This window comes from Pseudomonas sp. BGI-2 (assembly GCF_004310295.1).
Lineage (GTDB): Bacteria > Pseudomonadota > Gammaproteobacteria > Pseudomonadales > Pseudomonadaceae > Aquipseudomonas.
Genome location: NZ_SISB01000004.1, coordinates 168,519 through 180,625 on the forward strand (window position 1 = coordinate 168,519; position 12,107 = coordinate 180,625).

The following is a 12,107-nucleotide window of genomic DNA, read 5'->3' on the forward strand; positions in this document are numbered from 1 at the left end:
TTGCCCAAGCATCAGGGTCAAAGCCTGAGCATCGCTCGGGGGAATCCTTTCCTTAGTCATGATGAATCGGCCAATATTCGGCGATCTTTAATCAAAAGGAGGCTAAATGATGTCAACCCTACCTTCGTTGAGTTTCGCCGGAATTGGCCTGATGGGCTTGCCCATGTGCCGGCGCCTGTTGGCGGCGGGGTATCCGCTGACGGTGTGGAATCGCAATCCGGCCAAGTGCGCAGCGTTGGTCGAGGCCGGCGCCCGGCAAGTGGCGACAGCGGCTGAACTGGGTCAGCATGCCGATGTGGTGATGGTGTGCCTGGCGGACACGGCGGTGGTGCGCGAGGTGGTTTTCGGCCCGGTCGGCATTGCCGAGGGGGCGAAAAGTGGCCAGTTGCTGGTGGATTTTTCCAGTCTGGAACCTACCGCGACGCGGGAAATGGCGTCGGCGCTTGTCAGCCAATGCGGCATGCGCTGGCTGGACGCTCCGGTGTCCGGCGGGGTCGTCGGCGCCGAGCTCGGCAGCCTGGCGATTATGGTCGGCGGCGAAGCGGCAGACCTTGAGCGAGTCCGGCCGGTGCTGTTGAACCTCGGTCAACGGGTGACTCACATGGGCGGAATCGGCGCCGGGCAGGTGACCAAGGCCTGCAATCAGATGATCGTCGCCTGCAATGCGCTGGTGATTGCTGAAGTGGTGGCGCTGGCCGAGCGTTCCGGGGTCGACGCCAGCCTGATCGCCGAGGCGCTGGCGGGAGGTTTCGCTGATTCAAGACCGTTGCAGATCCTTGCCCCGCAAATGGCCGAGAGTCGTTTCGAACCAGTGAAGTGGCACGTGCGCACGCTACTCAAGGACCTCGACACCGCAGTGAAATTCTCCCGCGAACAGGGATCAGCCACGCCGATCAGCGGATTGGCCGCACAACTGATGCGCCTGCATGGGGGCCAGGGCTTTTTGGAAAAGGATCCGTCGACGTTAGTGCAGTTGTACCGCAAGCCAGGCTCAGAGGACTGACACTGCGTGCGTGTTTGCGCTGATTGATGTCCTCCAGTACCGCATGCAACTCGGCCATAGGCACCGGACGGCTGAGCAGGTGGCCCTGAACGAAGTCGCAGCCCAGGCGTTCGAGAAAGTCATATTGCTCGGACGTTTCGACGCCCTCGCTGATGACCTGTAAATGCAGGGTGTGGGCCATGATGATAATAGCGTGGACGATCTCCATGTCCTGGGTGGCCTTGGGGACGTCCTGGATGAACGAGCGGTCGATTTTCAGTGTGTTCAGCGGCAGGCGCTTGAGGTAGGCCAGGGATGAATAACCAGTGCCGAAGTCGTCGATCGACAGTGAGACCCCGAGGGAGCGGATCTGCTTAAGCAGCACCAGGGTGTTGGCGAGGTTGCCCATCAGCGCGTTTTCGGTCACCTCCAGTTCCAGCCGGTGCGGCGCCACCCCGGCGATGCGCAGGGCATTTTCGATTTCATCGGCCAGATCCTCGCGGGCAAGGTTCAGCGGCGAGCAATTCACGGCGATCTTGAGGTCTTCACGGCCCTGGCGGGACAGCTCGCCAAGGTCCTCGCAGGTCTTGCGCAACACCCAGTTGTTCAGTTCGGCGATCAGGCCGTTGGCCTCGGCAATGGCAATGAATCGATCCGGTGCCAGCAACCCGTGAACCGGGTGTTGCCAGCGAATCAGCGCTTCGAGTTTGGTGACTTGCCCGGTTTTCAGCTCATAGATCGGTTGGTAATAGAGGATCAATCCGTCGTCATTGCGCAGGGCGTGCCGCAGTTCTTCTTCGAGTTGCAGCTCCAGCGTGGCACGGGTTTTCATGTGTGGGCTGAAAAAATGCAGCCCGTTGCGGCCGCTGCCCTTGGATTGGTACAGCGCCAGGTCGGCGTTTTTCAGCAGCTCCTCGCAGGTCGTGCCATCCTGCGGAAACACGCTGATGCCGATGCTGGTGGTCATGACCATGCTGCGTCCGGCCAGCTCGATGGGCTCTTTCATCTTCAGCATGATGCGCTGGGCCATGTGCCGCGCTTCTTCACGGTCATGCAGCCCAATGAGGATGCAGAACTCGTCCCCGCCGAAGCGCGCCACCACCTCGTCGTTACTGCGCACCGAGGCCTTGATATGGCTGGCCAGAACCTTGAGCAATTCGTCGCCGGCGTCATGGCCAAGGCTGTCGTTGATCCGCTTGAAGTGGTCGATGTCGAGGAATATCACCGCCAGCATGCCGCCTTCGTTAGTCTTCTCGAGCAGCTTTTCGGAGAAAATCTGGTTGAAACCACGGCGGTTGATCAGGTTGGTCAGTGCGTCGTAGTGCGCCACCTTTTGCAGCGACATGCGCGCCTGATCCAGCTGGCCGAGCAGGGTGTTGACCCGCTGCAGGTCGCATTCCTTGTGTTGCAGCTTCTTGTCGGCGAGTGCCGCGCTGATGCTGCTGCCGATGATCAGCAACGTCATCATCGCCACCGTCAATCCCAGTTGCAGGTGATTGTTGTCGCCTGGCAGCGGCTGGAGGCTATCGATGGGAAGCACCAGGTTGAGCGCCGCCATGCCGGTGAAATGCATGCTGACGATACCGGCCCCGAGTACCAGGCTGGCGGTGTATTTAAGCAGTTGATGAGCCACGCCGCTGCCTTCGCGCAGGTGACGGGAAATCAACAGGGCGGCCAGGCTGGCGCCAATCGCGATCACGATGGAGAGGACGAACAGGCCGGGGTCGTAATAGGCCGTCGCATTCGACCGCATGGCGGCCATTCCTACGTAGTGCATGGTCGCGATACCCAAACCGATCCACACCGCGGCCCGCAGGGTTTGCCAAAAACTCGGATGAGGATGGCTGAGGGTGTGCATCGCCAGCCACGAGGCGGTCAATGCAAATAACAGAGAGATCAGGGTGATGGGCAACTGGTAATGGATTTCGATCGGCGCCTGGAACGCGAGCATGCTGATGAAGTGCATGGCCCAGATCCCGCCCGCCAGGCACGCGGCACCAATCCAGCACCAGAGACGCTGGGACGCGGGTTTTTCGGCATGGCCGACCCGTTCGGTGATGTCCAGTGTGGCGAAGCCGGTCGCACAGGCAACCACATAAGCCAGCAACACCAAAAAGGGGTTATGGGCGCAATTGAGTATGACCTGGCCGGTTTCTGGCAGTTGGGTCGTGAAATATAAAGCAGGCCACTCCATCGGACGCCCCGTATTTATCCAGCCGACACCATGTCCCCTGGCGAATGTGTTGGAGTATAGAGCTCATACAAAGAGTGCAAACGGTAGTGGCCTATTGCTGCTAATGATTTTGTAATTACTCGTGCACAGCCTTAGGCGATCTGCTCATAAGGGAACTCGAGTTCCGGTTGCAGGGCCGGTAGTCCGAACGCTGCCCGTGCCGCATCGCAATCCACGTTTGCCTCGCCATTGGCCCAGGAGGCGTCGAACTCGCGGCAGGTGCTGGAACGCTGATCGTAAATCGAGCACTGCACGGTGCTGCCGACTTCGCCGACCAGCCCGACACAGCGGGTGGGTTTGCAGTCGGTGCCCAGCATGGCCACCCGGCTGGGGCTGATGGGCGCGACAAGGTCGTCAGGCACCGTCCCCCCGGCCGAGGTGCATTCACCCCAGAAAAAAGACACGCGAAAATGAGAACAGCAGGCACCGCAATTCAGACACGGACTGGCTTCGGACATGGGCGATAATCAAAGGAGGGATGGGGGGCAAGGTGAGGCAGACAAGGCCGCTATTCTAGGCTTCGCCTTGGGCTTGGGAAGGGGGGGCGAAGGTATTTTTCAAGGTGACCAATGGCGAGAAATACCTGCCTTGCAAATCCCTTGTGGGAGCGGCGGTGCGGCGATCCGACTTGCTCGCGAAAGCGGGGGATCAGTCACCCTCTCTATTGAATGTAGTGCCCTCTTCGTGAGCAAGCCCGCTCCCACAGGTGGCGCATGACGCCATGGGCTGGTATCAGCATTACGAATAATTACAGACAGCTTTGGCGGACCTGACTAGATTGAAAGTTCCGGGGACAGCGAGGCCCCAATAACAATAAAAGAGACGGACACCATGCAGAACTCGACCCAAGCGGCGAATGCCTGGCGCATTCTGTTCCTGCTGTTCCTGGCCAACCTGTTCAACTTCTTCGATCGCACCATCCCGGCCATCATCATCGAACCGATCCGCATGGAATGGCACCTCAGCGACTTTCAGCTGGGGATCATCGGTACTGCATTCACCATCGTTTATGCGATTGCCGGCCTGCCGCTGGGGCGAATGGCCGATACCGGTTCGCGCAGCAAACTGATGGGCTGGGGCCTGGCGGCGTGGAGCGGCCTGACGGCGGTCAACGGGCTAGTGGGCAATTTCTGGGCGTTCCTGATCGTGCGCATGGGCGTCGGCATCGGCGAAGCCAGTTACGCACCGGCCGCCAACTCGCTGATCGGCGACCTTTTCCCCGCTCATCGTCGCGCAAGGGCCATGGGCATCTTCATGCTCGGCTTGCCATTGGGCCTGCTGCTGGCCTTCTTCACAATCGGCGCAATGGTCAAGGCGTTCGACAGCTGGCGCGCGCCGTTTTTCATCGCGGCGGTGCCGGGGCTGATCCTGGCGATCTTCATGTTCTACATCAAGGAGCCAAAACGCGGCGCCGCAGAGAGCGTGCAAGTCTCCCAGGATCGCATCGACCGGCCGATCCGTCGCGTATTGGCGGTGCCGACCTTCCTGTGGTTAGTGATGGCGGGGCTGTGTTTCAACTTTGCCACCTATGCCTGCAACTCGTTTCTGGTGCCGATGCTGCAGCGTTACTTCCTGATGCCGTTGCAGGAAGCCGCGGTGGCGACCGGGGTGATCGTCGGCGTGACCGGGTTGTTCGGGTTGACGCTCGGTGGCTGGGTCGCCGACAAGATTCACCAGCGGGTGGCCAATGGACGCCTGCTGTTTGCAGCGTTCAGCCTGATCATCTCGACGGTGTGTACCGCGTGGGCGCTGCATGCCGGGCGGGTCGAAATCGGGGTATTCGTCGCGATATTCAGTGTGGGATGGCTGTTCGCTTACAACTTCTACACCTGCGTTTACACGGCGATTCAGGACGTGGTCGAACCGCGTTTGCGGGCCACGGCGATGGCGCTGTTCTTTGCCGGGTTGTATTTGCTGGGCGGTGGTTTGGGGCCGGTGGTGGTGGGCGGTTTGTCCGACCACTTCGCGCACACGGCGATGGCCGCGGCGGGCGTCGAGCAGATGACCGAGGCGTTCAAGGCGGTCGGGTTGCATGACGCGATGTATCTGATCCCGGTGGCGCTGTTTTTCACCATGGTGTTTTTGTTCCTGGCGTCGCGGTGTTTTGTTCGGGATGCCAAGCGGATGAAGGAAGGGTTGGTCGCTGTGGGTGAACCTGATGTTGCAGTGGCGACTGCATAATCGCTATCGCCAGCAGGCTGGCTCCCACATTGGATTTACAGCGTTAACAAATCCCCCGTGGGAGCTAGCCTGCTAGCGATGCAGCCATCAGCATCACTGCATCAAATTTCAGGACAATAAAAAAGGCCCGCTTCGCTGCGGGCCTTCTTTTTAGCAAGGTGAAGCGGTGGAGTTAACCCGCCACCAACACCCGAATCGCTTCCAGTCGCAACGCAGCCTTGTCGAGCATGGCCAGCCCCTGTTCGCGCTGCTTGCGCAAGGCGACCAGTTCGCTGTCACGCACGGTCGGGTTGACCGCTTGCAACGCGGTCAGGCGCGCCAGTTCTTCGTCGGTATCGGCCGCCAGACGACGTTGCGCTTCGGCAACCCGTTCGGCGTGACGCGGGAAGATTTTCTCTTCGCCCGCGTTGATCCGTGGCGTCAGTTGATCGCGCTGAGCCTGGATGAACTTGTTGGCGCTGGCACGGGGCACGCTTTCCAGTTGGTCGTTCAAGGTCTCGAACGACACCCGGGCCGACAAGTCATTGCCATTGGTGTCGAGCAGGCAGCGCAGGGCGGCCGGCGGCAGGTAACGGCCCAATTGCAGCGAACGCGGCGCAACCACTTCGCTGACGTAGAGCAGTTCCAGCAACACGGTGCCAGGTTTCAGCGCCTTGTTCTTGATCAGCGCCACGGCGGTGTTGCCCATAGAACCGGACAGCACGAGGTCCATGCCGCCCTGCACCATCGGGTGCTCCCAGGTGATGAACTGCATGTCTTCGCGAGACAGCGCCTGGTTACGGTCGTAAGTGATGGTCACGCCTTCGTCGTCGCCCAGCGGGAAGCTGGCGTCGAGCATTTTTTCGCTCGGCTTGAGGATCAGGGCGTTTTCCGAATGGTCCTCGCTGTCGATGCCGAAGGCGTCGAACAGGGTTTCCATGTAGATCGGCAGGGCGAACTGATCGTCTTGCTCGAGAATGTCCTCGACCAAAGCATCACCTTCGCCAGCGCCGCCGGAGTTGAGCTCCAGCAAACGGTCACGGCCGGTGTGCAGCTCGGCTTCCAGGCGCTGACGCTCGGCGCGGGCCTCGTCGATCAGCGCTTGCCACTCGCCATCGTCGGCATTTTCCAGCAGCGGCAGCAGGCGCGGGCCGAACTGATGCTGCAAGGCGTTGCCGGTCGGGCAGGTGTTGAGGAACGCGTTCAGCGCTTCGTGGTACCACTGGAACAGGCGCTCTTGCGGGCTGGTTTCCAAGTAAGGCACGTGCAGTTCGATGATGTGTTTCTGGCCGATCCGGTCCAGACGACCGATACGCTGCTCCAGCAGGTCCGGGTGCGATGGCAGATCGAACAGCACCAGGTGGTGCGAGAACTGGAAGTTGCGACCTTCACTGCCGATTTCCGAGCAGATCAGCACTTGTGCGCCAAACTCTTCGTCGGCGAAGTAGGCCGCGGCGCGGTCGCGCTCAAGGATGTTCATGCCTTCATGGAACACCGTGGCCGGGATGCCGGAACGCACGCGCAGGGCGTCTTCCAGGTCCATGGCGGTTTCGGCGTGGGCGCAGATCACCAGCACTTTGGTGCGCTTGAGCATCTTCAGCTGATCGATCAGCCACTCGACGCGCGGGTCGAATTTCCACCAGCGTTCTTCTTCGTTGGCGTCCGGCTGGGCCTGGAAGCTGACTTCCGGGTACAGCTCGGCATGATCGCCCAGCGGCAGTTCGAGGTATTCGTCCGGGCACGCCAGCGGGTACGGATGCAGTTTGCGCTCCGGGAAACCTTGCACGGCGGCGCGGGTGTTACGGAACAGCACGCGGCCGGTGCCGTGGCGATCGAGCAGTTCGCGGACCAGACGGGCGCTGGCTTCGATATCGCCATCGTTAACCGCCGCCAGCAAGGCTTCGCCTTCGTTACCGAGGAAACCGTGAATGGTCTTGTGCGCTTCCGGCGACAGGCGCCCCTTGTCCAGCAGCTCCTGAACGGCTTCGGCCACCGGGCGATAGTTTTCGCTCTCGGCGCGGAAGGCGTGCAGGTCATGGAAACGGTTCGGGTCAAGCAGGCGCAGACGCGCGAAGTGGCTGTCCTGGCCCAGTTGCTCCGGGGTGGCGGTCAGCAGCAACACGCCGGGAATGACTTCGGCGAGTTGTTCAACCAGCGAGTACTCCGGGCTGGCTTTTTCTTCGTGCCACACCAGATGGTGCGCTTCGTCGACGACCAGCATGTCCCAACCCGCGGCGAACAGCGCATCCTGGGCTTTCTCGTCGTCTACCAGCCACTCAAGTGCAACCAGCGCAAGCTGAGTGTCTTCGAACGGGTTGGCGGCATCGCTTTCGATAAAGCGTTCTTCGTCGAACAGCGCGACTTGCAGGTTGAAGCGGCGGCGCATCTCGACCAGCCACTGGTGCTGCAGGTTCTCCGGAACCAGGATCAGCACGCGGTTGGCGCGGCCCGAAAGCAGTTGGCGATGGATGATCAGGCCGGCTTCGATGGTCTTGCCCAAGCCCACTTCGTCGGCCAGCAAAACCCGCGGGGCAATGCGGTCGGCGACTTCACGGGCGATGTGCAGCTGGTGCGCGATCGGTTGCGCACGCACGCCGCCCAGGCCCCAGAGCGAGGATTGCAACTGGCGGCTGGTGTGTTCCAGGGTGTTGTAGCGCAGGGAGAACCAGGCCAGTGGGTCGATCTGCCCGGCGAACAGACGGTCGCTGGCCAGCCGGAACTGGATGAAGTTCGACAGCTGGGTTTCCGGCAGGGTGACCACTTCGTTCTGCGCGTTGAGGCCGTGGTAGACCAGCAGGCCGTCGACGTCGTCGACTTCCTGGACGGTGAGTTTCCAGCCTTCGAAGTGAGTGATCGAGTCACCCGGCGAAAATCGCACGCGGGTGAGGGGCGCATTCCGTAGCGCGTACTGGCGAGTCTCGCCAGTGGCCGGATAGAGCACGGTCAACAAGCGGCCGTCCTGTGCCAGAACGGTGCCTAAACCCAGCTCGGCTTCGCTGTCACTGATCCAGCGTTGCCCCGGTTGATACTGCTGCGCCATGCTGCCTGACTCCCACCTTGAAAAAGCGGGCTATCTTAACGGAATGAGGGCTTCAGGGCCAAAGGACTCTCATAAAAACTCGCAGTCTTACGTTAGCCCAGTGATGCGATGCTTGCAGGTCGGGGCACCAATCGGTGCCAAACCGGTCACAGTTTGCGACCGATGGCTCAAGTCGCCATCCCCGCAGCCGACAGCCTGCTGACAGGAGACTGATAATTATGCTGCCACCGATGCTCCCCTTGAGTGCCGTGCCGATCACTTCACAGCAGGACCCGATCCGCCAGCGCCCTGACATTCCGCCTGTGGTGCCGGTGCAGGAAAGCTCCAACGAAAGCACCATCGACCTGCAACAGCGTGATCCCGAGGAAGCGGCTTTTCAGCTGCGTGAGGAACAGCGTCGCAAGCAGGAGCGGGACAGGCGTCGCCGTGAAGCCGATGAAGATCCGGAGGAGCATCTGGCGGTTCCGGGTGTCGAGCTCAATGCCGACAATACCGTGCCGGTGGCGCCGTTGATGGAAGATCAGCCGCGGCAGGGGTTGTGGGTCGATATCCAGATTTGAGGTTGTGGCTGGTCAGCGCTGCCGTGAGACCGCATTATTGCTAAAACCCTGCCATACGATGTACTGAGCACCATGAGCCAAGATGACAAGCTGATTGACCTTAACTCTGAACGCGCCAAGCGGGTTCATGACCTTAATGAAAAGCGTCTGAATGAAGTGCGTCAGGCGTTTGAGCAAGCGATGCCGTTGGGTAAAGCCAAAAAGAAGCCGAAGAACAAGCCGAAAAAGCGCTGAAACACCCTGCATCCTTTGATGCAGGTCAGTTATTCCCCCTCCTTTACGCCCTGTCTCGGGCGACATTGATCCCGGTCAATTTTTTCTCCTGCCTGATTGGTTAACTTAGCCCTATCGCAACAGGGCAAGTGCAGGAGAGCCGTCATGTTTTTTGACAACGTGGTGATCGCCGGAGTGCTGACAGTTGGCCTCATGGTTCTGTTTTTCGCAGGGTTTGGATTTTTTATCTGGAAGGATTCGCATAAGCGTAAGCCGTAGTTCTTTCTGGATGTAATGAGCACGCAAGGCATTTTGGGCAACTTCGGTTGCCCATTTTTTTGCCCGCGATTTGGTGGTGGGGATCCCCTTGTAGGAGCGAGGCTTGCCCGCGAAGGCGTCCTCACGGCCAACCAATCTCTTTAAATAGACCGGGAATGCCGAAATGCCGGCCATAAAAAAGGCGCGAACCTCACGGAACGCGCCTTTTTCAACAGCGATGGATCAGCTGCCCAGTGCCTTCGACGCCAGCCAGAACAGGCCGGCCGACAGGGCCACTGTCGCTGGCAGGGTCAGGACCCACGCCAGCAGGATGGTTCTGACGGTGCCGCCTTGCAGGCCGCTTTTGTTGGCAACCATGGTGCCAGCCACGCCTGATGACAGAACGTGGGTGGTGGACACCGGCAGGCTGAAGATGTTGGCCATGCCGATCAGGGTCGCGGTAGTGATCTGTGCCGACATGCCTTGGGAGTAAGTCATGCCCTGCTTGCCGATCTTCTCGCCGATGGTCAGAACCACGCGTTTCCAACCGACCATGGTGCCCAGACCGAGGGCCAGGGCTACCGCCAGGATCACCCAGAACGGGGCGTATTCGGTGGTGGTGGTCAGGTCTTTGCGCAGCTTGTTCAGGTCAGCCTTTTCACGGGCGTGGAGGCCTGGCAGTTTGCCGACTTTCTTCGCCGTGTCGTCCAGGCAGAGCAGGTAGCGACGTACTTCGATGCGGCTATCCGGCGTCAGCGAGTGGTAATCCGCAACACCTTTAAGGGTGCCGAGGAGGGCGGTGATGGTCGGTTCGGTCTGTTGCGGGTTGCAACGGAATTTCTCCGGCAGATCGCCTTCCACGCTTTTGCCCAGGGCCAGGTATTCACCCAGCGTATCGGCATTGCGCTTGTAGAACTGGCTCAGGTGCAAGGTCGCATCGCGAGTCCGCTCGATCTGGTAAGTCGTGCTGCCTAGGTCGAGCACGAACTGCGCCGGCACGATACCGATCAGCACCAGCATGATCAGGCCGATACCTTTCTGGCCATCGTTGGAGCCGTGCACAAAGCTCACGGCCATCGCCGAAATCACCAGCACCAGGCGGTTCCAGAACGGCGGGTGTTTCTTGTCATCGATCTTGCGGCGCTGTTCCGGCGTCTTGTGCATCTTCGACAGCGGACGCCACCATTTAAGGCCGATCAATATCAGGGCTGCAACCAGGAATCCGGCCATCGGCGAGAACACCAGGGACGCACCGATATCGATCGCCTTCTGCCAGTTCACGCCATCGGCCAACGGAATGTCGTTGATCAACGCGTTGGCCAGGCCGACACCGAGGATCGAACCGATCAGCGTATGGGAGCTTGAGGCCGGGATACCGAAGTACCAGGTGCCCAGGTTCCAGGTGATGGCAGCGGCGAGCAGCGAGAACACCATGGCCAGCCCGTGACCGGTGTTCACATTGATCAGCAGCTCTACCGGTAGCAGGTGGACGATGGCATACGCCACGCCGACGCCGCCCAGCAGCACGCCGAGGAAGTTGAACACACCGGAAAAGAACACCGCCAGGTGAGGCGGCATGGCTTTGGTGTAGATAACGGTGGCCACCGCGTTAGCGGTGTCATGAAAGCCGTTGATGAACTCGAAGGCGAGGACAAAGGCCAGGGCGAGCAAGAGGCTCACAAGCACCCAAGCATCCAGTCCGCTGAATAAATCGATCATGAAGGTTTTCTGACCCGGTCATAAGGGGGCGCGATTATGCCAGAAAAGACTGCTAATCGATGCACTAGGTGCTCATCGGTAACATTCTTCAACGAATTAGTTTGTGCCGATAGCCTATCCCCCAGCTTTTCCCCGGGTTTTGCAAGTCATTGAATTCAGATGAAAAGGCCGCAGCCACAAGGGTTTCTCTCGTGAGGTCGAGAGGCTTGAACGCTTGTGTGAAATATCTGAGAAGAGGGTCAGGCACATGCCATTTGCCTCAACCATAGGGTGAGGTGGCCGCTGCCCGCTTGTAGCGGGCGCAAAAGGCATCATCCATACAACCCGCTTTTAACAGGTGCAGATGCAGACCCTTGAAAGAATTCAGGTCGGGGTGATCAAGGCTCTTCGGCTTTGAGTTCCTTTTCCATCTTCTGCAATTCCTGGGTGAATGCCTGATCCTGAACGGTGGCGCGTTTACGCCAAGGCTTGCGTTCGGGTTCGGGCTGAGCGGCGTAGGTGGTGACTTCCCCGCCGTAAACTTCCTTGTAACGTTGTTCCTGGCGCTCAAGTTCCGCGCGCAGTTCGTCTTTCGTCACAGTGCTACCTGTATGAGTTGAGATAAATTCTGGTGAAACGCGCTGCATGGAATCAATTGACCACACTCGTCGAAAGGACAATGCCCGACAAAGGCATCGTTTTTTACGGCGTGCGAACAATACTTCCATGTTGCAGGCGGCCACGGCACCAGAGAAAAACAGCTGACGTAGCATCAGTTACCTGTTCCAGCGAGCGCATTGGCGGAGCATATGAAATGAGCGTCAAGCGCTTGCTGCAGACAGCGACGATAGAATACCGGGCTGCCGAGTAGCGGAATCGGCACGTAAAAACCGCTTCGCCACTGAGGTGCATTATAGCGGTCGATCCGAAGAACACTATCTCTTGAGAGTTAAAAGTAGTTCT

10 protein-coding genes are annotated in these 12,107 nt (G+C 59.7%); 5 read left to right on the top strand and 5 right to left on the bottom strand.

Annotated elements, in window-relative coordinates; genetic code table 11:
* Positions 1–106: 106 nt before the first annotated feature.
* Positions 107–1,003 carry an NAD(P)-dependent oxidoreductase gene (locus EYC95_RS04490; RefSeq protein ID WP_165557425.1) on the top strand — a complete coding sequence of 299 codons (897 nt, stop codon included), beginning with the start codon at positions 107–109 and terminating at the stop codon, positions 1,001–1,003.
* Here the strand turns inward: EYC95_RS04490 and EYC95_RS04495 are convergent.
* Both EYC95_RS04495 and EYC95_RS04500 read right to left on the bottom strand, forming a co-directional pair.
* Complete coding sequence (locus EYC95_RS04495) at positions 894–3,176, bottom strand: bifunctional diguanylate cyclase/phosphodiesterase (RefSeq protein ID WP_131059287.1); 2,283 nt, start codon at positions 3,174–3,176, stop codon at positions 894–896. The genes EYC95_RS04490 and EYC95_RS04495 overlap by 110 nt on opposite strands.
* Positions 3,177–3,307: 131 nt before the next feature.
* Entirely contained in the window at positions 3,308–3,673 is a 366-nt protein-coding gene (locus EYC95_RS04500) for a YkgJ family cysteine cluster protein (RefSeq protein ID WP_131059288.1), read from the bottom strand.
* 373 nt (positions 3,674–4,046) lie between these two features.
* Here EYC95_RS04500 and EYC95_RS04510 point away from each other — a divergent pair, with 373 nt between their 5' ends.
* Positions 4,047–5,396: an MFS transporter gene (locus EYC95_RS04510; protein ID WP_131059289.1), complete on the top strand. Its 1,350-nt coding sequence runs from the start codon at positions 4,047–4,049 to the stop codon at positions 5,394–5,396.
* 172 nt (positions 5,397–5,568) lie between these two features.
* Here the strand turns inward: EYC95_RS04510 and rapA are convergent, their stop codons facing one another.
* The gene (gene rapA / locus EYC95_RS04515) at positions 5,569–8,415 is read right to left on the bottom strand and encodes an RNA polymerase-associated protein RapA (protein ID WP_131059290.1); all 2,847 of its coding nucleotides are present in this window, start codon (positions 8,413–8,415) and stop codon (positions 5,569–5,571) included.
* A gap of 218 nt (positions 8,416–8,633) precedes the next feature.
* Here rapA and EYC95_RS04520 point away from each other — a divergent pair, with 218 nt between their 5' ends.
* The 3 genes from EYC95_RS04520 to ccoM all read left to right on the top strand — a co-directional run bounded on the left by EYC95_RS04520 (position 8,634) and on the right by ccoM (position 9,467).
* Positions 8,634–8,975: an aspartate-semialdehyde dehydrogenase gene (locus EYC95_RS04520; RefSeq protein WP_131059291.1), complete on the top strand. Its 342-nt coding sequence runs from the start codon at positions 8,634–8,636 to the stop codon at positions 8,973–8,975.
* 72 nt (positions 8,976–9,047) lie between these two features.
* The gene (locus EYC95_RS30100; protein ID WP_007935839.1) at positions 9,048–9,209 is read left to right on the top strand and encodes a hypothetical protein; all 162 of its coding nucleotides are present in this window, start codon (positions 9,048–9,050) and stop codon (positions 9,207–9,209) included.
* Between the two features lie 144 nt (positions 9,210–9,353).
* On the top strand, positions 9,354–9,467 hold the full coding sequence (gene ccoM, locus EYC95_RS30845; RefSeq protein WP_010462558.1) for a cytochrome c oxidase subunit CcoM: 114 nt from the start codon (positions 9,354–9,356) through the stop codon (positions 9,465–9,467).
* Between the two features lie 222 nt (positions 9,468–9,689).
* Here the strand turns inward: ccoM and EYC95_RS04525 are convergent, their stop codons facing one another.
* Together EYC95_RS04525 and EYC95_RS04530 are read right to left on the bottom strand one after the other, a co-directional pair.
* Positions 9,690–11,165 carry an inorganic phosphate transporter gene (locus EYC95_RS04525; RefSeq protein WP_131059292.1) on the bottom strand — a complete coding sequence of 492 codons (1,476 nt, stop codon included), beginning with the start codon at positions 11,163–11,165 and terminating at the stop codon, positions 9,690–9,692.
* 377 nt (positions 11,166–11,542) lie between these two features.
* Positions 11,543–11,743, bottom strand: a complete 201-nt coding sequence (locus EYC95_RS04530; protein WP_007935837.1) for a hypothetical protein — start codon at positions 11,741–11,743, stop codon at positions 11,543–11,545.
* Positions 11,744–12,107: the final 364 nt, after the last annotated feature.